20 protein-coding genes and 1 pseudogene are annotated in these 21,590 nt (G+C 70.4%); 10 read left to right on the top strand and 11 right to left on the bottom strand.

Annotation, left to right across the window (positions count from 1 at the left end):
- Positions 1–263 precede the first annotated feature (263 nt).
- Positions 264–698 carry a VOC family protein gene (locus AMK10_RS32660; RefSeq protein WP_073752639.1) on the top strand — a complete coding sequence of 145 codons (435 nt, stop codon included), beginning with the start codon at positions 264–266 and terminating at the stop codon, positions 696–698.
- A gap of 73 nt (positions 699–771) precedes the next feature.
- Here the strand turns inward: AMK10_RS32660 and AMK10_RS32655 are convergent, their stop codons facing one another.
- Complete coding sequence (locus tag AMK10_RS32655) at positions 772–1,467, bottom strand: 2-phosphosulfolactate phosphatase (RefSeq protein ID WP_073752637.1); 696 nt, start codon at positions 1,465–1,467, stop codon at positions 772–774.
- A gap of 364 nt (positions 1,468–1,831) precedes the next feature.
- Here AMK10_RS32655 and rph point away from each other — a divergent pair, with 364 nt between their 5' ends.
- From rph to AMK10_RS38340, 3 genes and pseudogenes are all read left to right on the top strand, one after another.
- Positions 1,832–4,426: a rifamycin-inactivating phosphotransferase gene (gene rph, locus AMK10_RS32650; RefSeq protein WP_073752635.1), complete on the top strand. Its 2,595-nt coding sequence runs from the start codon at positions 1,832–1,834 to the stop codon at positions 4,424–4,426.
- Positions 4,427–4,812: 386 nt separating this feature from the next.
- A pseudogene (locus AMK10_RS38345) lies at positions 4,813–5,046 on the top strand (peptidoglycan-binding protein); the annotation flags it as partial.
- 33 nt (positions 5,047–5,079) lie between these two features.
- Entirely contained in the window at positions 5,080–5,451 is a 372-nt protein-coding gene (locus AMK10_RS38340; RefSeq protein ID WP_274535366.1) for a M23 family metallopeptidase, read from the top strand.
- Positions 5,452–5,901: 450 nt separating this feature from the next.
- Here the strand turns inward: AMK10_RS38340 and AMK10_RS32640 are convergent, their stop codons facing one another.
- Both AMK10_RS32640 and AMK10_RS32635 read right to left on the bottom strand, forming a co-directional pair.
- Complete coding sequence (locus AMK10_RS32640) at positions 5,902–6,525, bottom strand: AAA family ATPase (RefSeq protein WP_073752631.1); 624 nt, start codon at positions 6,523–6,525, stop codon at positions 5,902–5,904.
- A gap of 232 nt (positions 6,526–6,757) precedes the next feature.
- Entirely contained in the window at positions 6,758–7,297 is a 540-nt protein-coding gene (locus AMK10_RS32635; protein ID WP_073752629.1) for a GNAT family N-acetyltransferase, read from the bottom strand.
- A 126-nt stretch (positions 7,298–7,423) separates the two neighbouring features.
- Between AMK10_RS32635 and AMK10_RS32630 the strand changes: the two genes are divergently transcribed.
- Together AMK10_RS32630 and AMK10_RS32625 are read left to right on the top strand one after the other, a co-directional pair.
- Complete coding sequence (locus tag AMK10_RS32630) at positions 7,424–8,740, top strand: serine/threonine-protein kinase (protein ID WP_073752627.1); 1,317 nt, start codon at positions 7,424–7,426, stop codon at positions 8,738–8,740.
- Between the two features lie 463 nt (positions 8,741–9,203).
- Positions 9,204–10,409: a DUF6357 family protein gene (locus AMK10_RS32625; protein WP_073752625.1), complete on the top strand. Its 1,206-nt coding sequence runs from the start codon at positions 9,204–9,206 to the stop codon at positions 10,407–10,409.
- 210 nt (positions 10,410–10,619) lie between these two features.
- Here the strand turns inward: AMK10_RS32625 and AMK10_RS32620 are convergent, their stop codons facing one another.
- The 6 genes from AMK10_RS32620 to AMK10_RS32595 all read right to left on the bottom strand — a co-directional run bounded on the left by AMK10_RS32620 (position 10,620) and on the right by AMK10_RS32595 (position 16,505).
- Complete coding sequence (locus tag AMK10_RS32620; RefSeq protein WP_073752952.1) at positions 10,620–11,057, bottom strand: VOC family protein; 438 nt, start codon at positions 11,055–11,057, stop codon at positions 10,620–10,622.
- Positions 11,058–11,391: 334 nt separating this feature from the next.
- Complete coding sequence (locus tag AMK10_RS32615; RefSeq protein ID WP_073752623.1) at positions 11,392–12,249, bottom strand: geranyl diphosphate 2-C-methyltransferase; 858 nt, start codon at positions 12,247–12,249, stop codon at positions 11,392–11,394.
- 43 nt (positions 12,250–12,292) lie between these two features.
- Complete coding sequence (locus AMK10_RS32610) at positions 12,293–13,534, bottom strand: family 2 encapsulin nanocompartment cargo protein terpene cyclase (protein WP_241839744.1); 1,242 nt, start codon at positions 13,532–13,534, stop codon at positions 12,293–12,295.
- Positions 13,535–13,727: 193 nt separating this feature from the next.
- The gene (locus AMK10_RS32605) at positions 13,728–15,140 is read right to left on the bottom strand and encodes a family 2B encapsulin nanocompartment shell protein (RefSeq protein ID WP_073752621.1); all 1,413 of its coding nucleotides are present in this window, start codon (positions 15,138–15,140) and stop codon (positions 13,728–13,730) included.
- A gap of 90 nt (positions 15,141–15,230) precedes the next feature.
- Positions 15,231–15,938, bottom strand: coding sequence for a lysophospholipid acyltransferase family protein (locus AMK10_RS32600; protein WP_073752619.1), 708 nt, complete (start codon positions 15,936–15,938; stop codon positions 15,231–15,233).
- Between the two features lie 171 nt (positions 15,939–16,109).
- On the bottom strand, positions 16,110–16,505 hold the full coding sequence (locus tag AMK10_RS32595) for a winged helix-turn-helix transcriptional regulator (protein ID WP_073752617.1): 396 nt from the start codon (positions 16,503–16,505) through the stop codon (positions 16,110–16,112).
- Between the two features lie 161 nt (positions 16,506–16,666).
- On the opposite strand from AMK10_RS32595, the gene AMK10_RS32590 reads away from it, so the two are divergent.
- A complete protein-coding gene (locus AMK10_RS32590; RefSeq protein ID WP_338014684.1) occupies positions 16,667–17,062 on the top strand; it encodes a PPOX class F420-dependent oxidoreductase in 396 nt (131 codons plus the stop codon).
- A gap of 82 nt (positions 17,063–17,144) precedes the next feature.
- Here AMK10_RS32590 and AMK10_RS38335 read toward each other — a convergent pair whose 3' ends face one another.
- Both AMK10_RS38335 and AMK10_RS32580 read right to left on the bottom strand, forming a co-directional pair.
- Positions 17,145–17,324, bottom strand: a complete 180-nt coding sequence (locus tag AMK10_RS38335) for a hypothetical protein (protein WP_073752613.1) — start codon at positions 17,322–17,324, stop codon at positions 17,145–17,147.
- A 45-nt stretch (positions 17,325–17,369) separates the two neighbouring features.
- On the bottom strand, positions 17,370–18,188 hold the full coding sequence (locus tag AMK10_RS32580) for an SDR family oxidoreductase (RefSeq protein WP_073752611.1): 819 nt from the start codon (positions 18,186–18,188) through the stop codon (positions 17,370–17,372).
- 81 nt (positions 18,189–18,269) lie between these two features.
- On the opposite strand from AMK10_RS32580, the gene AMK10_RS32575 reads away from it, so the two are divergent.
- The 3 genes from AMK10_RS32575 to AMK10_RS32565 all read left to right on the top strand — a co-directional run bounded on the left by AMK10_RS32575 (position 18,270) and on the right by AMK10_RS32565 (position 21,575).
- Entirely contained in the window at positions 18,270–18,872 is a 603-nt protein-coding gene (locus AMK10_RS32575) for a TetR/AcrR family transcriptional regulator (RefSeq protein ID WP_073752609.1), read from the top strand.
- Positions 18,873–19,217: 345 nt separating this feature from the next.
- The gene (locus tag AMK10_RS32570) at positions 19,218–20,210 is read left to right on the top strand and encodes a LacI family DNA-binding transcriptional regulator (RefSeq protein WP_073752607.1); all 993 of its coding nucleotides are present in this window, start codon (positions 19,218–19,220) and stop codon (positions 20,208–20,210) included.
- Positions 20,211–20,354: 144 nt separating this feature from the next.
- The gene (locus AMK10_RS32565; protein WP_158070916.1) at positions 20,355–21,575 is read left to right on the top strand and encodes a sugar ABC transporter substrate-binding protein; all 1,221 of its coding nucleotides are present in this window, start codon (positions 20,355–20,357) and stop codon (positions 21,573–21,575) included.
- Positions 21,576–21,590 lie beyond the last annotated feature (15 nt).

Here is a 21,590-nt window from a genome sequence, read left to right as displayed (position 1 = left end):
CGTACGTTCTGGACCGGGCTGTGCACGACGACGAGACCTTGTACGTGGAGGCCCGCAGCGATCCTGCGTGAAAGCACGCCCGTGGCATGCCGAGCTCCGCAGGGCCGTGCGGGCGTGAGGTGTTCCGGACAGGCCTCGCGGTGTCCCTCCGCCGCGGCTGCCGGAGACGTGCCGCCACCGACGGGGCTCGCCGGGCGCGGCACCTCGGCCGCCTCGGGCGATATTCGAGGGACCGGTCGAGGCCGCGCCACTATGGTGTGCCGATGACGTCGATCAGGCAGGTCCAAGTCACCTTCGACTGCGCGGTACCCGAGCGCGTCGCCCGGTTCTGGTGCGAGGTGCTGGGGTACGTCGTACCGCCGCCGCCCGAGGGGTTCGACACCTGGGCCGATTACGATCGCTCGCTGGTGCCCGAGCGTCAGGGGGCGTCGTTCGCCTGCGTCGATCCCTCCGGTGCCGGTCCGCGCCTGTACTTCCAGCGTGTTCCCGAAGGGAAGGTCGTCAAGAACCGGGTGCATCTCGACGTGCGCGTCGGCACCGGGCTCGTGGGCGACGAGCGCCTCGCCGCGCTCGAGAAGGAGTGCGCGCGGCTGACGGCGCTCGGCGCGGTGCGTGAGCGCACACTGCTCGCCGACGGCGTCGACGAGTCCTGCATCCTGATGCGGGACGTCGAGGGCAACGAGTTCTGTCTCGACTGAGGCACCGCGAACGTCCTGACGGCGGTGGAACGCCCCCACGACCCCGCCGCGTTCCACCGTGAACGACGAGGTGTCAGTGTCCCGCCGAGGGCATGGCGTACGGGCGGAGGACCATGAGCGGGTCCTCCGAGGTCGCCACCATGGCGAAGGGGAACCGGTCGAGTTCCAGGCAGAGCGCGATGTCGTCGGGATGGACACCCTGGCGCACACCCTCCGCCAGCTCGGACGCGGCGCGCGACTCGCCCGCGCGGCGGAGGTACCCGGCCGCGTCCGTCCCGGCCCCGGTGGCCCGCCCGGCGATGTACTGAGCGCACGCCAGGTCTTCATCGGCGCGCCCGTCCTCGCCGGTGACCACGTACGTGACGCTGTCGCACGCGCGGGTCCGCAGGAGCCGTGCCGTCGCCTCCGCCACCACGAAGCTCGCGCACAGCACCAGCTTCGCTTCCTTGACCGCGAGCGCGCCGACCGTCCCCGCCGTGGTCTTCTGTACGACGGTCCTTCCGCCGAGGTCGAGGGAGCGCAGCAGGCCGGGCGAGTTGACGGTGTCGAACCCGGGCGCGGGAGCACCGTCCTTGAGCGCCACCCACTCCGGGTGGCGAGCCTTGAGAGCCAGGGCATCGTCCAGCGACTCGGCGAGAACGATCTTCTCCGCGCCCTGGGCGAAGGCCCAGGCGGCCACCGTGAACGCACGCATGACATCGACGACGACCGCCACGGGCGGCACCTCTGCGTCGGCCAGTTCGGGAATGCCGAGGAAACGTGTGTCCATGTGGCCATGATCGCGCATGTCAGAACCCGGGCACCCGGATGGTGGCGCGCATCACACCGACGGGTGGAAACAGCGAAGGCAAGGAGAACCCTCTCCTTGCCTCTCCCAAGTTATAGCGCGCCGGGGGGCTTGCCGCAAGGCCCGGGTCACGGCGCAGAATCGTCGGCCGATGCCACAATCCGCGGAGATGGAGGAACGACGTGCGTGAGTTGCCGTCGACGTACGAACCGGTGGTGGGACCGGCCACGCCGGTGCCGGTGAGCCCGCCGTCCGGCCCGTCGCAGGGAAGGCGGCCGGAGGGGGAGGCGCCGGTGGCACGACCGGCCCCCGCAGCACGACGAAGCACGACCTCGGAGGTATCGCGGTGACCGAGCAGTACGTGCTCGACCTTCAGGACGTCGACGGGACGCAGGTGGCGGTCGTCGGCGGCAAGGCAGCGCACCTGGGCGGGCTGGCGCGGATCGAAGGCGTCGGCGTGCCGGGGGGATTCTGCGTGACGACGTCTGCCTTCCGCCGGATCATGTCCGAAGAGCCGTCGATCCAGGACCGGCTCGACCGGCTGGCGGGAGTGGACCCGGACGACCGGGAGACGACCCGCACGCTCAGCGCGGAGATCCGCCGGGCCATCGAAGGGATCGCCGTCCCCGACGACCTCTCGGCGGAGATCACCCGTGCGCTCAGCGGCCTCGGCGAACAGGCCGCCTGTGCCGTCCGGTCCAGTGCGACGGCGGAGGACCTGCCGACGGCCTCGTTCGCCGGCCAGCAGGACACGTACCTCAACGTCCTGGGGCCGACGGCCGTCCTCCAGCACATCAGCCGGTGCTGGGCCTCGCTGTTCACCGAGCGGGCCGTGACCTACCGCCGGCACAACGGCATCGACCACCGTACGGTCCACATGGCCGTGGTCGTGCAGCGGATGGTGTTCCCGGACGCGTCCGGCGTCCTGTTCACCGCCGACCCCGTCACCGGCAACCGCAAGGTCGCCACGGTGGACGCGGGCTTCGGCCTCGGGGAAGCCCTGGTCTCCGGCATCGTGAACCCGGACGTGTTCAAGGTACGGGACGGTGAGGTCGTCGCCAGGACGATCGCCGCCAAGCAGCGTGCGGTGCTGGCGCTTCCCACCGGTGGCACCCGGGAAGTGGCGATCGACGGGCAGCGGCAGAGGCAAGCCGCGCTGACGGACGACCAGGCCGTGCGGCTCGTGCGGCTCGGGCGCCGGATCGAGGCGCACTTCGGCTGCCCGCAGGACATCGAGTGGTGCCTGACAGGCGACGACTTCAGGATCGTCCAGAGCCGGCCGGTCACGACACTGTTCCCCGTACCGGAGGCGGGCGACCAGGAGAACCACGTCTATGTGTCCGTCGGTCACCAGCAGATGATGACCGATCCCATGAGGCCTCTCGGGTACTCCATGTGGCAGCTGACGGCCATGGTGCCCATGACCGAGGCCGGCGGGAGGCTGTTCGTCGACGTCACCCCGCGCCTGGCCTCGTCAGCGAGCCGCGCCGGCCTCCTGGAGGCCATGGGGAAGGGCGATCCACTGGTCAGGGACGCACTGGAGACGGTCCTCGACCGTGGCGACTTCGTCCCGTCGGTCCCCGACGCGGCTCCCGGCGGGCGGGCGGGCGGTGCGCCGACCTCGATCGAGAACGATCCGGCCGTCGTCACCGAGCTGATCGAACGCAGCCGGGAGTCCATCGCGGCCCTTGAGCGCGGCATCCGCGCGAAGACCGGAACAGAGCTGTTCGACTTCCTGCTCGAGGCGTTCGAGGAGCACAGGAAGGTCCTCGGGGATCCCCTGAGCCACCAGGCGATCATGGCGGGGATGGAGTCCACCTGGTGGCTCAACGACAAGCTGGGGGAGTGGCTGGGCGAGAAGAACCCGGCCGACACCCTGACGCTCTCCGCCCCCGACAACATCACCTCGGAGATGGGTCTCGACCTGCTCGACGTCGCGGACGTGATCCGTTCCCGGCCGGAGGTGGTGGCGTTCCTTCGGGGGGTCCAGGACGAGGACTTCCTGGACGAGCTGGCGGAGCTCGAGGGCGGGACCGAAGCACGTGACGCCATCGAGGCCTACCTCGACCGCTACGGCATGCGCTGCGTCGGCGAGATCGACATCACGAGGCCGCGTTGGCGCGAGCGTCCCACCACGCTCGTGCCCGTGATCCTCGACAACGTCAGGAACTTCGGGCCGGGCGCCGCCGAACGGCGCTTCGAGGAGGGGAAGCAGAAGGCGCGCCAGAAGGAGCACGACGTGCTGTCGAGCCTACGGAAACTGCCGGACGGGGACAGCAAGGCCGACGAGGCCAAGTGGATGATCGACCGGGTGAGAACCTTCATCGGATACCGGGAGTACCCCAAGTACGGCATCGTCAGCCGCTACTTCGTCTACAAGCAGGCCCTGATGGGGGAGGCCGAGCGCCTCGTACAGGCCGGTGTGGTCCCCGAGGCGGAGGACATCTTCTACCTCACGTTCCAGGAACTCCACGAAGTCGTGCGCTCGAAGCGGGCGGACAGCCGGCTCATCCAGCAGCGCAAGGAGGCGTTCCGGTCGTACCACGCGCTCACGCCGCCGCGGGTGCTCACCTCGGACGGTGAGGCCGTCACCGGGTCGTACCGGCGCGACGACGTGCCTGCCGGCGCCCTGGCCGGCCTGCCGGTCTCCACGGGGGTGGTCGAGGGGAGGGCACGCGTCGTCCTCAACATGGCGGACGCCGATCTCGAAGCGGGCGACATCCTCGTCACGGCTTTCACGGACCCCAGCTGGTCGCCGCTGTTCGTCGGAATCGCGGGCCTGGTCACGGAGGTGGGCGGCCTGATGACCCATGGCGCGGTGATCGCCCGGGAGTACGGACTGCCCGCCGTCGTGGGTGTCGAGCGGGCCACCACGCTGATCCGGGACGGGCAGCGGATCCGTCTGCACGGCACCGAGGGGTACGTCGAGATCCTCGCCTGACCGGGTACACCGAAAGCCGGGTTTCCGCACGTCGCCGGGTTTGCACGCGGTTCCCAAGGGGCGCATCGTGGAGACAGGGCAGCTGTGACGGAAAGCAGCAGACCGGTCCCGGGAGGTCCCCGTCTTTCGGGCAGGAGCGCCGCCCGGCCGACCGGAAAGCCCGTTCCATCAGCAGGAGTTGCGTGCGCTTCCCATGCGGCGGGCCCGGTCCGGTGGGTAGGTCCGACTGGATGCCCAACGGGAACCGGCATCTCGTTGGCGAAAATTGGGGCAGCGATCAACCAAATCCGGTGTCGGCGCGGTGACATCTTCCCACGTTCAACAGTCGAATCCTCATCGTGATCCGACAGCCGCTGAAAGAGGGGAAGGCCATGGCTACGTTGGCGCCGTTCCCGGGAGCCAAATTCTTCCACAAGGGGCAGCGGAGTCCCCTGATCACCGCAATGGGCAAACGCTTGATGGATGAAGGGTGCGGAAAGTACAAGGCGGGTCCCGATCGTGAGTGGTCCGAAGCGGACCAGCAGTCCTATGCCGCCTGGCAGCACAAGCTGGATTTGAAGGGGGCTGACGCCAACGGCATCCCGGGCAAGATGTCCTGGGACAGGCTCCGCGTCCCCTCGGCCGGGCGGCCGGCCGGTGGTGGCGGCGGTCGGGTGGCGTCTCCCGTGCCAGGTGTCGGCGTGGCGACCCCGTACCGCAGGAAGGGACCTCACTGGAGCCTGGGCTATCACACCGGCGCGGACTACCCCGCTCCGCAGGGGAAGACCTGCGTCGCGGTGCGCGGCGGTTCCATAGCCCGGAGCGGACGTGACCCGAGTTTCGGCAACTACCTCGTGCTGCGCACCGGTGGTTTCGACTACTGGTACTGCCACCTCTCCAAGCGGACGGTGGACGGCGGTGCCGTGAAGGCGGGTCAGAAGGTCGGAGAAGTCGGCTCCACCGGAAATTCCACAGGTCCGCACCTCCACTTCGAAAAGCGCCCGGCGGGTGGCGGGTTCGGTTCCGACGTCAATCCCAACTGGTGACCTGGAGCAGTCAGGGTGAGGGCTCGCGGGAGGGCTTTCCCGGACGGGCGGGAATGCCCTCCCGAAGGCATTCCCGGAGGGCCGGGAGCGGAACCCGACGCGCCCTCACCGCCCTGGCGGTGTCCGGTCGGCGCCGAATCCGGTGCTCGTGTCGTCCGTCGCCTACGTGCCCTGTACCGGTGCGGCGTGGTCCAAAGGCGTGGCCAAGAGCCCGATCGTCCTCGCGAGGGGTATGCGGCTGGTCGCCGAGGGCCGTTCGGCCTGCACGAGTCCGCCTGGGACCCCAGTGGAACCAGGCGGACCGGGACTCGTTCGCCGATCGGCAGCGCAGACTCGGATACCGCGGCGCGGACGCGGACGGTCTCCCGGGCCCGGCCTCCTGGAAGGCCCTGCGCGTGCCCTCCGCGGCGTGAACAGCCATCGGCATGGGCGGGCCGCCGCCACGCGTGGTCACCCGCCGTTGGACGACCGACCTCCTGCGGTCTGTGCGTCGGCTGCCACGAGCACGGTGTCGGCCAGTTCTGCCGCGGACCGTCCACGACCCACGTCGATGCGATCCATGCCCAGCCTGTCGATGGCCTCGATCATGAGTGTCTGGTAGCGCTCGGTGCGGGCCAGGAACTTGTCCATCAGGACCTTCTCCCCGTCTGTCGCTGCGTCATAGCGGCCCGCGGCGTGAACGCGGGCGCGTACGAGGGAATCGTCGGCGGTGAGCCACACGGCGGCCGTGTGCGGGACCCGTAGCCTCGCGACGGAGACGGGCCAGAGTGCCGACCCCTCCAGGACCAGGCCCGTACTGCCGCCGTCTTCGGCCGCATGGGCCGTGATCAGCTCTTCGATACGAGGCCAGAGCCGACCGTAGTGGTCGAGAACGGACGTCATCAGTTCGTCCACCGTGAGCGATCCGTAGTGCTCCGCGACGTGTGCCGGCACCTCCCGGTCCGGGGTTCTCCAGGGTCGCCCTGGGTGCCGGGCCAGCGCGTCAGTACTCAGGCACTCGAACCCGCATTTCTCCGCCACCACTTGGGCGACGGTCGACTTCCCGACGTTCGACGTCCCACCGATCAGAACCACTCGTACATCACGCACGCCGCCGACACTACTGATCCTTCCGCGACGGCGCCTGCAGTGGTGTGATCAATGCGCTGTGCTCCGGCAACCAGCGTCCGCAGGGTTTGCGTGTGACGGATGAGAGTGGCCGGGCCGTGCAGGCAGGCATCGATGGGGAGGCGCGGCTCCTCGCCGCCGCCCGCCGCATCGGGCGCTCCAGGGACACGCACACGTTTTTCCCCCGGGGATTGCCGCCCTACCAGGCCGCGGACCACACCCCGAACCACTGCTCGGCGTCGTACTCCTCGAACCGCTCCACCTCGGTGAACCCGAGTCCGGACGCGAGTCGCATGGAGCGGTCGTTGGCGGACTGGGTGCAGAGCACCACCGGCTCGTCGGGGAGTGCCCCGGCGCACCAGGCGAGAGCTGCCGCACATGCCTCGGCGGCGTAACCGCGGCCCCACGCCTCCGGCAGGAGCATGTACCCGAGTTCGGCCTCGCCTGCCTCCGGGCGCACGTGTCCCGGACGCTCCGCGCCGCGCCGGTCGAGCGTGATGATGCCGATCATCGCTCCGCCCAGCTCGACGACGAACAGGCCGGGGCGGCGCCCGGGCACTTCGGGCACCGTCCGCTCCAGCTCGTCGCGCGGTCGAGGGCCGCCGATGTAGGTACCCACCTCCGGCGAGGCGAACAGCTCGATGAACGCCGTACGGTCCCGGGCCTCCGGCTCGCGGAGCACGAGCCGCTCGGTCGTGATCGGGGCAGGCGGCCAGGTGCCGGTTCCGAGCTCGGTCATGGCGGGGAACCTACCGCACGCTCCGCGGGTTTCGGCGTACGGGATGTACCGGCTCCGATGATGCGCCATGATCCGAGGCGCGGGATCGGCGGAGCGACGGACAGGGCTGAAGCGGGAGGCGGGGCGGTGCGGGACGAACTCCTCGGGGGACGCTACCGGTTGGTTCAGCAGATCGCCGAAGGCGGCATGGGGCAGGTCTGGGAGGCGCGGGACGAGTCGCTGGGGCGCCCCGTCGCGGTCAAGGTGATCTCCCTGCTCGCCGGCGGCGGTAGCCAGGGTACCGAGGCACGGGCCAGGTTCCTGCGAGAGGCGCAGATCACCGCCCGCCTGCAGCATCCCAACATCGTGACCATCCACGACCTCGGCGAGACGGACACGAGGGGCGACTCGGCGCCGTTCCTTGTGATGGAACTGGTCCGGGGAGAGGGACTGGACGCGGTACTCCGCCGAGGCGACGTCACACGGCGGGAGGCGGCTCGATGGGGTGCGCAGATATGCGATGCGCTGGCGGAGGCGCACGAGTCCGGGATCATGCACCGGGACATCAAGCCCTCGAACATCCTCATCACGTCTGCGGGCCTCGTGAAGGTCCTGGATTTCGGCATCGCGCGCGCCGCCGACCCCTACGCGACGTCGGAGCGCCTCACCCGGACCGGGTTCATCGTGGGCACACCCCCGTACATGGCGCCCGAACAGGCCCGGGGCCACCCCGAACCGCGCAGTGACCTCTACGCACTCGGCTGCGTGCTCTTCGAACTGCTCACAGGGCGACTGCCGTTCCAGGCTCCGGACGCCGTGGGACATCTCTCGGCGCACCTCACCCAGGAACCTCCTGCTCCCAGCTCGGTGGCCACCGGCATCCCGTCCGAGTGGGACGAGCTCGTGCTGACCCTGCTGGACAAGGACCCGGGCCGGCGGTACGAGGACGCGGCCGAACTCGCCCGAGCTTTGCGACGGTTCGACCAGGAGGCGCGGACCACCACCGCGCCGCCGGACGAGTCCGCCCCGATCCCGACGGTTTCCGGTACGACTCCACTGCCGCCGGTGGGCCGCATCCCGAGGTCGCGCAGGACCGCGACCTTCGTGACGGCGTCGGTCTGCCTGCTCACGGCTCCGATCATTCCCGTGGCATCGGATCAGGCCTGCACCGCCGGAATGATCACGAGCAACGCGCGCACGTTGCACATGACGCTGTTCGGCGTCGTGGCGGCCGTCCTGGTCACCGGCCTGCTGCTGCTGTGGGTACGGAACGTGGCCGGACGTTGGCTGATCATGGCGGGCGGCACGGCCGTGGCGCTCCAGGCGCTGAGCACCCTGCCCTTCTACGGCATGATCGGCCTCGTCCTGCGCGGACTCATCCCCCTGGCGGCAGCCGCAGCTGTTCTCTCCGCCGTCCTGGCGGTGCTCCCTTCCACCGGCGGCGGGCAACGGCCGAGCCGTTGAGCCCGACGTCGGCAGGGGGTGGGCCGGACACGATTCCGGCAGGAGTGTCACGCGGCGAAGTCCGGGGGAGCGCGGGTGGCTCCGCACGCCTTCCGTGCGGCCCGCGTCGGTGTGACCGACGTCGTATGTGATTCGCTTGTCGCATGATCGGGTCGTTCGGCGAACAGGGGCATCGGGTGGGTGTGGCGTGGTGAGCGCGCTCCATCGGCCCGCGCGGGAGAAGGACCCAATCTCGGACGGCCTGTCGATCATGCAGGCTCTTGAGCATGCTCTCGGTCGGGACATGTCCGAGAAGACTCCGCGATGGGTGGATCTGGGCTTCCCCGTGATCGACCGGGGCAAGTTGCGATGGTCTGGTCGTGGCCGCTTCCGGCTCCGGACGGATGATGCAGTCAGGCACGCAAGTGAACGCTGAACACATGAGGTTCAGGAACAGCCCCGGCCACGGACACCAAGGACGACGATGAGACCACTGACCTTCAGCGACGACAAGGGAAACGAGGAGGCATGGCTGCCCGGTGGTCCTCTTTCCGTCGTCGATGCGATCCGGGAGTTCATGGACCAGCACCTGGATGACGACAGCACGTCGCTCCGCATCGAGGACGAGGGCAGCGAAGAGGCACTCGTGCTGCTTTTCGACGGTGGAGCCGTCTGCCGGGTCAAGGGGGCGCAGAGTCCGAGGACCGAGTACCGCCTGGTCACCCATGCGAGCGCATACGGTACCCAGATCGCCCAATTCGTCCGCGGCGGTTTCATCGCCCTCGACCGCCATGGCCCTTGGCTGCCCGACATCGCCGCCCTTGGGCGTGCCCGGCTCCGGAACGAGTTCGACGCATCCGTACTCCGGCGGACCCACCCGCGTGAACTGCGCCGCCGGCTGGAGGTCCTGACCCGCGTCGACGGACGAGAGCCGGCAACGGCCGGCGAGGTCACACACCTCGGCTTCGGCAACGGCGACGGTGACACCGTCAACGCATGGTTCGCCGCCGATGCCCGCGCCCTGGTGGTGACGTACGACCACACCAGCGCGCTCATCTCCCCGGACGACGCCCGCGCGCACGCCGAGCTGTACGACGGCGTACCGGCGGACGTCCTCGCTCCGGTGAGGGACGTGCCGGAAACGGCCACCACGCGCAACGTTCCACACCCTGACGGCGGCACCCTGGTGGCCGCCACCGGCGTCTTCCACTTCTCCGGCCCCTGCGCCATGGCGGACGGCCTGCTGACCCGCCTGCAGGAAGCCCGGCTGGGTATCGAGGACACCGGGGTCGACCGGCTGCTGGAGCGCTTCCTCGCGATGAAGGACTTCACACCCGGCGCGGTCGCGGAGGCAGCGGAGTGGTGGAGCGCCGACGACGTCGCGAGGGGCTTCGCCGCGACCGCCGCGCTGGAGGAGGCGCAGTCCGCGAGCGCGCGACTCGACCAGGACGCACTGGACCGCTTCTGCAGGATCTGGGCCGACTCCGGGTACAACGACCGGTGGGACGTGCACTACGTCCTCTTCGACAGCCGGACACTCGAAGAGGCGGGCGAGACTCGCGACGAACTCCTGAGCTTGATCCGGACCCTGGGACTCGAGCGGGTCGACGCCCCGCCGGGAGCCGCCGACGGCGAGGTGTGGGTGCGCACGGATCCCCGTATCGACAGCGAACTCGAACGCTGGTCATGACCCGGCGGGTGTGGAGGGCCGGCGATGGGTGAGGAGCCGAAGGCGTGTGGTCGCACGGTGGCGCCCGCCACGGAGCACGTGGCGGGCAGCTGTGGTCCGCGGGGACCACGGTTGGACCAGGCCGAGAGCGCGAGGGCGAGAGTCTGGGGCCGGGACACCACACGGGCGTCGGGCTGAGGGCGCCGCAGGCACTGCCTGGACCGGGGCGCGTCAGTTCTTCTTGAGCTCCTCGGCGAGCATCACGAGGATGCCGCTGGGACCGCGGAGGTACGTGAGCTTGTAGACGTCCTCATAGGTCGCCACACCGCGCAGCGGACGGCACCCGTGCCGTGCGGCCGTTTCGAGGGCCTTGTCGATGTCGTCCACAGAGAAGGCGACGCGGTGCATGCCGATCTCGTTGGGGAGAGTGGGCTCCGTCTCGATCGCTTCGGGGTGGATGTACTCGAAGAGTTCGAGGCGGCCGTGACCGTCCGGCGTCTGCAGCATCGCGATCCTGGCGTGATTGCCGTCGAGGCCGACGGCGGTGTCGGTCCAGTCGCCGCTGACCGTGTCACGGCCGAGGACCGTGAGGCCGAGGTCGGTGAAGAAGGAGATCGCTGCTTCGAGGTCGCGAACGGCGATGCCGACGTTCTCGAGTTTGATGGCCATGCGCTGGATGCTATCGAGCGGTCCGTTCGGACGCTCCCGGAAGAGCTCGTCGGGCGCGCCGACGACGGCGGGCGGGGTCCCGGCCGGCCTCCGCGTCGAGGTGGTCGCCGCGCTCATCGCTCGCGCGACACCCTGGGCCGCGCGATCCGTCCCCCCCCTCCCACGAGGAGCCCGCCCTGCCGGCCCCGTACGACATCGGGTTCTCCAGGGAGCACAGGTCGTCCATTTCCACGGCCCGGGGCGCCGCCGCCCGGCCCGCACCGGGCACTCAGGGCTTTGCCAAGGGCCCGCCCGGTGGTCGCCGGGCGGGCCCTCGTAGCGGCTTCGCTCAGGGTCAGACCTTGTCGGCCGCGATCAGCAGGTACTGGAAGCTGCCGTCCTTGTAGGCGTCCAGGAACGCCTTCTCGATGCCGGTGGCCAGCGGCGACTTGGCACGCAGCTCCCAGTACGGGATGGTCGCCGCGGTGAGGTCGACGACGCTGACCGGCACGAGGCGGTTGGCGGCCATTTCCTTGAAGTACGTGCTACGGGGATGAATGTTGCAGATGTAGTGGGCGTTGATCTCGCTGACGGCCCGCGACGGCAGCCCGTACGCGTCGTTGTAGCAGCCGGTGATGGTCACATAGCGGCCACCGTGCTTGAGGAGCTTGGCGTACTCGGGGAACAGGAGCGACAGGTCCACGTACATCGTGCTCTCGTTGTTCCAGATGGCCTGGAAGCTGTCGCTCTCGAAACCGGTGTGGAGCATGTTCTTGAGGTGGAAGCTGACCTTGTGGTCCACACCGCGTTCCTTCGCCTGACCGTTGGCGAACGCGACCTGGGTCTCTGAGATGGACACACCGTCGACGCGTGCCCCGAAGCGGCTGTGGGCGACGAAACTGCTGCCGCCGCGGCCCGATCCCGAGTCCATGAGCCGGTCCTCGGGGGTGATGTCGCCGAGGTGCGACATGAGGACGTCGGCCTGCGCGCATTCCAGGCGGTGCAGCTCGGCCGTCAGCCTCTGCTGGCGGGTCTCCTCGGGGCCGTCGAGCACGGACCAGTCCACGTCGCCGACGCCGTAGTGGTGGTGGTAGATGCCGTCGACCTCGCCGAGGCGGAGGTTGACCGGGTTCCTCTCCTCGTTCCAGTAGGTGGCGACGGACTTCTGGTACAGGCTGCGCAGGGGGTGGGCGGCGGTGTCCTGGACGGTCATGCAGGTCTCCTTGAATACGTGATGAACGGTGTCTGTTACGGGTTCAGCCGGCTTGCTGGTAACGGGCGCTGGTGGCATGCCACTCCTTGCTGCCGCCCATCCACGCCCACAGACCGGCCAGGTAGCGGCGCAGCTGGGGCGAGCCGGCCGTCGCCAGAACGGCGCAGTCGGCCTCGACGGTGTGCATGAGTTCGTCGTGGATGGCTGCCGTGCGGTCGACGGCTTCCTGGAGGGAGCAGTTGTCCTCGGCGGCGATGAGGTTGGGCAGGTTGGTGTCCCCGGGGTCCTCCTTCGCCATCGAATAGATGTCGTTGAGCAGGACGTTGGCCATGCCCGCGTAGAGGTAGGTGCGGCGCACGGTGGGGTCGGCGAACTCGTGCGCGGGCAGTTCGTAGCCGCCGACCGGGTCGATCAGGACCATGCACGGGTAGAAGGCGTTCTCGTACCGGTGCAGGAGGTACTCCCACACCGCGGGCGTGCGCCCGCTGCTGCGCCATTGGGCCTCCTGCCCGTACGCCACGAACATGACGGCGAGCTCATGGCGCAGCCGTGCCACCTGGGTGGTGCTCGCGATCCCGGACAGGTGCGCGAGGCTGGACCGGAAGGCGCGCAGGACGGGCTGCCGCTGGACGAGTTCCTCGAACTGCGCCAGATAGCGTGCGGGGAGGCGGACCGGGTCGATCACCGCGTGCGCCATCGCGAGACGGGCGCCGAGGAGTTCCGGTTCGGTGTCCTCGCCCTCATCGACCCAGTGGTCGTCCACGGACCATTCGGCGAGCCCGCAGCGGGCCGCGGCCAGCAGCCGGTCGGGGTCGTCGCAGTCGGGGTGCGCGAGCATGAACAGGCGCCCGAACTGGTGTGAGCGAAGGCGTTCGAGACGACCCGTGAAGATGCCGGTCTCAGCGGCCCATTCGACCAGTCGGTCGTTGACCTCCTCACCGAGAGCCGGGTCGTCCCGTACCGCGTCCGGGCAGTACAGGGCCGGGATCCGTACATCCCGGGCCTGGTCCGCTGTGTGGCTGTGGCCCTGCCCGGCCGGCGGGCCCCCGTCCTGCCCGCCGCTCCCTGCCCCGGCCGCCTTGGCGGACGGGGCAGGGGAGTGGAACAGCCGGGCCGCGGACGTGCCGATTCCGGACGGGCCGGCCAGCAGCCGGCCGAGGAGCGCGGACGGGGGAGGAGGGGACGGGCTCCGGACCGCGGTCCGGGAGGTGAGACCCGGCAGACGGCCTGCCGGGAACCCGTGCCGTGTCCATGGGGGGTCGTCGGCACCACTGGATGAGCTCATGCGAACAGAGCCTTTCGGCTGGGGGCTTGGAGGCACGCCTCGTGGCGGCCGCGCGTGGGGCGGGCCGAGGGCAGGCGTCAGGGGCGCGCCGCCGTACGTGGGGGCGCGGGCCCGGCCGGACGTGGACGGCGCGAGGCCGTCGGCGCCCGGGGGCAGAGGTGCGGGGAGTTGTCCGGTGCCTGGCGGCCGGCGGTCAGCGCCAGCGGCCGACCTCGACGTTCTCCAGGACGCCGAGAGCGTCGGGAACGAGGATCGCGGCCGAGTAGTAGGCGGTGACGAGGTAGGAGATGATCGCCTGCTCGTCGATGCCCATGAAGCGGACCGAGAGGCTCGGCTCGATCTCGTCCGGGATGCCCGGCTGACGCAGACCGATGACACCTTGGTCGTCCTCACCGGTGCGCATGCACAGGATCGAGGTGGTGCGGGCCTCGCTCACGGGGATCTTTCCGCACGGATAGATCGGCACACCGCGCCAGGCGGGAATGCGATGGCCGTCGACCTCCACACGGTCGAGGTTCAGACCGCGCTTGTTGCACTCCCGGCCGAATGCCGCGATGGCCCGGGGATGTGCGAGGAAGAACTTGTTCCCGCGCCGCCGGGACAGCAGCTCGTCCATGTCGTCGGGACCGGGCACCCCGTCGTGCGGCTGGAGACGCTGCTCGTAGTCGCAGTTGCTGAGCAGCCCGAACTCCCTGTTGTTGACGAGCTCGTACTCCTGCCGCTCGCGCAAGGCCTCCAGGGTCAGGCGGAGCTGCTGCTCGGTCTGGTTCATCGGATCGTTGTAGAGATCCGCCACCCGGCTGTGGATCTTCAGGATCGTCTGCGCGACGGACAGCTCGTACTCGCGGGGAGAGGGCTCGTAGTCGACGAAGGTGTGGGGGATGCGCTGCTCGCCCACATGTCCGGCCGAGAGGTCGACCGCCGCTTCGCCGTACGTGTTGGTGTGCTGCTGGGGGAGTGCCGCGAAGCGTTGCAGATGACTGCCCAGCGACTCGGCGCGGACGGCGAGGTCGGCGACGTCGTCCCTTGGCAGCACCAGCACGGTGCACGCGGTGGTGGCACGGAAGGTGCACTCCCAGGCCGCCTCGGAATCGGTCAGGCACTCGTCGCCGAAGTAGGCGCCGTCGGCCAGGACTCCGAGGACCGTGTCCCCGCCGTACTGCCCGGTGCCGACCTTGTCGACGCGGCCGTGCGCCAGCAGGAAGACGCGGTCCTTGGAGTCGCCTGCGGACGCCAGCACGGAGCCGGCCGCGACGTCGACCTGCTCGCATCTGCCGGCCAGTTCGCCCAGCACCGCCTCGTCGTCGTACCCCCTGAGCGCAGGCAGCTCGCCCAGCTCGGCCGGGATGACCGAGACCTGCCCGCCGGTCTGCACGAAGGTCACGCGGCCGTCTCCCACGGCGTAACTGAGCCGTCGGTTCACCCGGTACGTTCCACCCCGGACGTCCACCCAGGGCAGGTTCCGGAGCAGCCACCGGGAGGATGTCTCCTGGTTCTGCGGGACGGACTTCGATGTCGTCGCCAGGTTCCGTGCGGCGGACGTCGCCAGACTCTGCTGGGCGGGCGCCTGTGCCTGCACGGCTTCCCGGTCGGCTTCAACGGTCATATGTGGTTCTCAGCCCTCCTGTAGGTGCGCTTGATCACCCTCCCTCTTCGTCACTTGGCCTGTCATCACACGAAAGAAGGTGAATGTCTCCTACGCGGATGGGTAGTTGAGCTGAAGATTCGTTTCCTCGTACACATGTCCGCAGGAGTGTGTGACGGATTCGCCCAGGTGGTGGGCGGCGGTGCGCCACGCAGCCGTGACGGCCCGGTGCGCGGCCGCGCTCGCCGGCCCCACCTCTGCAGGCAGGTGGAGCGGCGCGCCGATGTGCACATGGAACCGGGGCCGTCTGGCGGGGGCGGTGAGGAGCCCCGCCACCTGCTTGAGCGGGCTGCCGGAGGTCACGCGCCGGGCACCGGCCTGCCCGACAGGGATGACGTACGCCCCGGATGCGGCGGCGAGGCGGGCGGGGCCGCTCCGGAAGGTCTCGGGGCCGGCTTCGGAGGCGTCCTGGCGCGGGGGGATGCGCCCCTCGCCGTAGATGAGCACGTACCGTCCGGCCGCGAGCGCGGCGGCGGCGCCGTCCAGCGCGTCGGCGGCACGGGCGGTGCGGCGGTGGACGGGCACGTGGCCGCCCTGGTCCAGGAGCCGGCCCAGGACGGGCACCCGCCACAGCCCGGCGGCGGCGAGGACGACGGGCTCGATGTCCATCCGGCGCAGGGCGGCCAGCACGATGCCGGGGTCCGCCAGCGAGGTGTGGTTGGCGAGGAGGATGCCGGGGCCCGGGACTGCGGCCAGGTCCGCTGACGTGGTCAGGCGGCCGAGGGCGGGGACGACTGCGGAGGCGATGTCGCTGAGCACGGGACTCCTGAGTTCCGGACGCGGGCACGTCGGGCGGCGATGTGGGTTCATCGTCGCGCCGCGTCCGGGCCGTTGGCCTGAGCCCTCGTACTCATGTCGTGGTCTGGTGCGGGCTCACATGCTCAGCCGTGAGCGGCGGTCGGCGAGCCGGGGACCAGGGAACGAGGGTGGTCAGCCCGTCGAGCCCCGCATGTCGTCCTCGTGATCGCGGGCACCGCCGGTGGCCGTCGACGAGTGGCGTGCGGCCCAGGCGGTGAGGCCGGTGAGCAGGGCGTAGAGCTCGCGTGCCTGGGCGGTGGCGGTGTACTCGACCTTGGGCGGCACCGTGGGGTACACCGTGCGGGTCACCAGACCGTTCTCCTCGAGTTCGCGCAGGGTCAGGGTGAGAATCCGGCGGCTGATTCCGTTCATCGAACGTTCGAGCCGGGCGAATCGGACGGGGCCGTGCACGGTCTCGCTCAGTACGCCGAGGGTCCACTTGCCGCTCACCTTGCGGAGCACCTCATGGACGGCACAGACCTCGCGTCCCTCGGTCTCCTCCGCCGTGCACTCGGCCCTACGTGACATGAATGTGCCTTCTTCCCTTGTGCGGCGTGCTCTTCGAGGATGGGAGCCGTGCACGTCGGTGCACCGTGGGAGCCGGCCCCGGCCGCTTGCGCGGTGCCGCAGGTTCGGCGAGAGACGAGGGACGACGAATGGGAAACGCCCGAGGACCGGAGGAACTTCCCGTGCCGGTGGAGCTCGGTGTACAGGCGAGGGAGCTGATCGACGACCGGAACTTCGCGGTCGTGGCCACGCTGAATCCGGACGGCGGCCCGCAGACGTCGGTCGTCTGGGTCGGGAGACAGCAGGACGCCGTGCTCTTCTCCACGACCGCAGGAAGGAAGAAGGCCCGGAACCTCGCCCGGGACCCGCGGATCAGCCTGACGGTCTACGACATCGCGAACCCGTACCGGTCCGTGGAGATCCGTGGAACAGCCGAGTTGCTGCCCGACCCGGACAAGGCGCTGCCGAAGGAACTGTCGCAGCGGTATCTCGGTGAGGACCCGCCGGCGGAGCCGGACGACGTCGTCCGGCTGATCGTGCGGGTCACGGCGGAGAAGGTCGTCACGATCGCTCTCTGAGCCGTCCGCTGAGTCGCCCCGTGCCCGCTGGGCAGGCGCGGGGCGACTCCCGGCCGTACCCCCGGTGTCGGGGGGAAGGCGTTCAGTCGCGGGCTCTCGGCGTCCTCCTCGGTCTCCGCCGGCCCGGCGCCGTCCGGCGGATCTGCTCCGCCGGACGGCGCTTCTCTCCTCCGGTCTCGTTGCCGTGCAGGAAGACGATCGGCGCGCCCGAGCCGAGCTCACGGTGGACGATCGTCGAGTCGAGGACGGGTGTGGTCGGCATGAGGGTTCTCCCAGGGGTGTGTCGAGCTGAGGTGGCGCGGCCGGATCAGCGGAAGGCGACGGCGCTGCGGGTGGCCCAGTCAGCGAAGGGGCGCGGAGCACGCCCCAGGACCCGCTCGACGTCGGGGCTCACCCGGCGCTCGGCGGGCAGTGGCTCCCCGAGGATGGCGAGGGTGCCTTCCACCACTGGCTCGGGCATGAACGCGAGCATCTGCTCCCGGGCCTCCTGACGGGTCTGCTCGACGAAACGGACCGACTCCCCGAGGGCGGCGCCGATCGCCGCGGCCCGCTCGCGTGGCGTGGTCGGGGCGGGCCCGGTGAGCTCGTACACGGCGCCGGCGTGGCTGGGCTCCAACAGTGCGGCGGCGGCGACCTCGGCGACGTCCGCCGGGTCGACCATCGGCAGGCCCACGTCGCCGAAGGGGGCGGTGGCCACCCGCTCGGTGCGGATCGACTCGGCCCAGGCGAAGGCGTTGGAGTCCAGTCCGCCGCAGCGCAGCACGGTCCAGTCGAGGCCGGAGCCGCGGAGCGCGGCTTCGAAGGCGGCGGGGTGGCGGAACGCGTCCGGGCGGGTGGCGACGCCGAGGGAGGAGACCAGGACCACCCGGCGGACGCCGCCCGCCTTCGCGGCGTCGAGGACGCCCTGCGGGTCGTCGCCGGCCACCAGCAGGAAGAGCGCGTCAGCGCCGTCGAGCGCAGGGCGCAGACCGTCGGGGGCGGCGAGGTCGGCCCGCACATGGCGCACGCCGGCGGGGAGGTCGCGTGCCTCGCCGCGCGAGATCGCGGTCACCGTCTCGCCTGCTGCGGCGAGGAGGCGGACCAGCCCGCGGCCGACGTTCCCGGTGGCTCCGGTCACTGCAATCATGAGGGGCTCCTTGTTAGTTAGTCGACTGACTTACTTGAGGGAAGGTAGCACGCCGTACGGGGGAGATCTACAGTTGGTCAGGTGACTGACTCAGTGAAGCCCGGGGCGCGGGCAGCCGACAAACGCCGACGGCTCACCGCCGCGGCAGCGCAGGTCCTGCACGAGCAGGGAGTCGAGCGCACCACCCTGGCCGACATCGCGCGCGCGGCCGACGTCCCGGTCGGGAACGTCTACTACTACTTCAAGACCAAGGACGAGCTGGTCCGGGCCGCACTGTCCGAGCACAGCGCGTACCTGGACGAACTCACCGGTTCACTGGACCAGTTGCCCGGACCGCGTGACCGCCTCGAGGCGCTGATCGAAGCCTGGGTCGGCCGGCGTGATGTCGCCGCCCGCTACGGGTGCCCCACCGGCACGCTGGCCGTCGAACTCGACAAGCGTGCCGACGGGAGCCTCGACGTGGAGGCCGGCGCGGTGATCCGGCGACTGCTGGACTGGGCCGGAGAGCAGTTCCGTCTCCTGGGCCTGCCCGATCCGGACGGTCTCGCGGTCACTCTTGTCTCCGCCTATCAGGGCATGTCGCTGCTGGCCAACGCCCTGCGTGACCCGGACATCATGACCCGCGAGGGAGCCCGCCTCCTCGGCTGGCTCGACGCCCTGGAGGTCCCCGACCGGACCCGCTGACCCGGCGAGCGAACATCGGCCGGGCGCAGGCGCCCGTATGCTCCCCGGCCGGCGGACAGGGCGCCATCCCCCTCGGCGCTTCCCGCCGTCAGCGGCCCGCCAGTGGCCCGTCATGCCCACGGCCGGCGGGGGCAACGGTCGTCCGCCGTCCCCGCGCCGCACCCGAGCGGTGGTGGCTCAGCCGTCGAAAATCGTCGAAAATCAGAGGCACGTATGGACGGCCCTGCGTTCCGTACCTAATCTCGCCGTTGTCGCAGCCCAGGTGGCAGCGCATTCCGGAGCATCGAAATCCTTCGACGGCGGTTCGGAGACCGGAGCGGCAGACATGAGGACGGGCAGAGCGAGATGGTCGGCATCACCGATGTGGCACGGCACGCGGGCGTCGCGGTCAGCACCGTGTCGTACGTGCTCAGCGGGAAGCGCCCCATCTCGCCGGCGACCCGCAACCGAGTCCTCGATTCCATCGCCGCTCTGGGCTATCAGCGCCCGGCCTCCGGCCGTTCGCACACCCTCGGGCTCGCCGTGCGGGTCGACGACGGCGCGCACCGGCCGCTGCTCGCCGAGTTCATGCTGTCCGCCAGCGTCGCCGCGCGCCGCCACCACTGCAACATCCTGCTCCTCACCGATCACGCCGACCACGGCGTACCGGACGCCGCACTGCTCGACGGGCTGATCCTGATGGACATCGGGATCCGTGACCCGCGGCTGGAGACCGTACGCGGGCTTCCCGTCCCCACCGTGCTCATCGGCCTGCCCCACGATCCTGCCGGCCTGGTCTGCGTCGACCTGGACTTCCGTGCGGCGGGAGGCCTGTGCGTCGACCACCTCGCCGATCTCGGACACCGCGAGGTCATACTGCTCGGCGCTCCCGAGACCGCGTACCGGCGCCGTGCGGGATTCGCCGTACGGACCGTCGCCGGGGCGCTCGACCGGGCCGCGGCCCGAGGGGTCCGGCTCACGCACCGCTCGGTCGAGGGGGACTGGGACAGCACCGCGGGCACCCTCACCCGCGTGCTCCAGGAGCGCCCCGACGCCACGGCTCTGATCGTCCAGAACGAGGCCGCGACGCCTCACATCGCGCCCCTGCTCCGCAGCCTCGGCCGGGCCCTGCCCGAGGACATGTCCCTCGTCGTCGTGGGGTCGGACGCGGTGGCCACCGCGGGCGCCCCTCAGCTGACGTCGATCTCCGTACCCGCGGCCGTACTCGCCGAGCGTGCCGTCGAGCTGCTCAGACAGCTGCTCGACGGCAGGAGTACGGACTCCGGCGGTGCATCGCCCACCCTGCTGGAGCCGGAGCTCACCGTACGGGCCAGCAGCGGGCCGCCCCGGCCTTCCTGACCCGCCCTCCTCCTGACCCAACCCCCCTTCTCCGTCCAGCTGTTCGCGACCGACGGCGCCCGCGCCGTGCGGCCGTTCCTCGCCATGCCCCCGCGCAGCCCCATCCGCGCACGCGGGCCCCCTACGACCCCGAAGGACGTCATCTTGTCCCCCCGCACCCGCGCAGCCACCGCTGCCTGCGCCGCACTCGCCCTCACCACGGCGCTGGGCGGCTGCGGCCTCATCACGGCCGACACACCGCCGAACACCCTGACCGTCGCGGACTACTACACCGCGGAGCCCGGCAACACGGCACTGACCGAGATCCTCCGCTCCTGCGGGCGCAGTACCGGCGTGAACGTCGTACGCGAAGTCATGCCCCGCGCCCAGCTCGTGCCCAAGCTGCTGCGCGACGGCGCCGCGCAGACCCTCCCGGACCTGGTGCTCAGCGACAACCCCGACCTGCCCAAGCTCGCCTCGACCGGAGCGCTGCTGCCGCTCGAAGGCCAGGTGAAGACCGACGGCTTCTACGAGAGCGTCCTCCAGGCCGGGACGTACGAGGACGAGCTGTACGGCGTCGCGCCCGGTGTGAACGGACTCGCGCTCTTCTACGACAAGGCACTCTTCGAGAAGGAGGGTCTCGAACCGCCCACCACCTGGAAGCAACTCCAGGAGACCGCCGCCCGGCTCACCGACGGCCGCCGCTACGGCCTCGCGCTCTCGGCCGTCGCCACCGAGGAGGGCTCCTGGCAGTACGAGCCCTTCTTCTGGGGAGCGGGCGCCGGCCTGGAGAAGCTCGACTCCGCCGAGTCCGTGTCCGCGCTGACGTACTGGGCCTCGCTCTTCGAGGACGGCTCGATATCGAAGTCGGCCCTGAACTGGCAGCAGTCCGACGTCGCGGAGCAGTTCATCGGCCACCACGCCGCCATGATGATCAACGGGTCCTGGCAGCTGGCCGCGCTCTCCGCCGAGAAAGGGCTCGACTACGGCGTCGTGCCGCTCCCCACACGGACGAGCGGCGACGCGGCGATCACCCCGCTCGGCGGTGAGACCTGGGCGGTGCCCAAGGGGGACAAGCAGGACAAGGCCGTCGAGCTCCTCAACTGCGTGCTCAGCCAGGACAACATGATCGAGTGGGCCCGGTTGCGAGCCGACGTACCCGCCCACCCCGCCGTCGCCGAAAAGCTCGTGAAGGAACTGCCCGACCTCGCCCCCTTCGTCGCCAGTGCCCCCACCGCCCGGTCCCGCACCGCCGAGCTGGGCACCGCCTACCCGGCCGTCTCCAAGGCGCTCTACACCGCACTCCAACAGACCGCCATCGGACAGCTGAGCCCGGCGAAGGCCCTTGCCGCCGCCCAGCGCCAGGCCCAGTCGGCAGACCACTGATCAGGCGAGGTGCCC

The organism is Streptomyces sp. CB02058, from assembly GCF_001905505.1.
In the GTDB taxonomy this organism is placed as follows: Bacteria; Actinomycetota; Actinomycetes; order Streptomycetales; family Streptomycetaceae; genus Streptomyces.
Note: the sequence above shows the minus strand (reverse complement) of the source record. Positions and strands in the feature narration are given on the sequence as shown.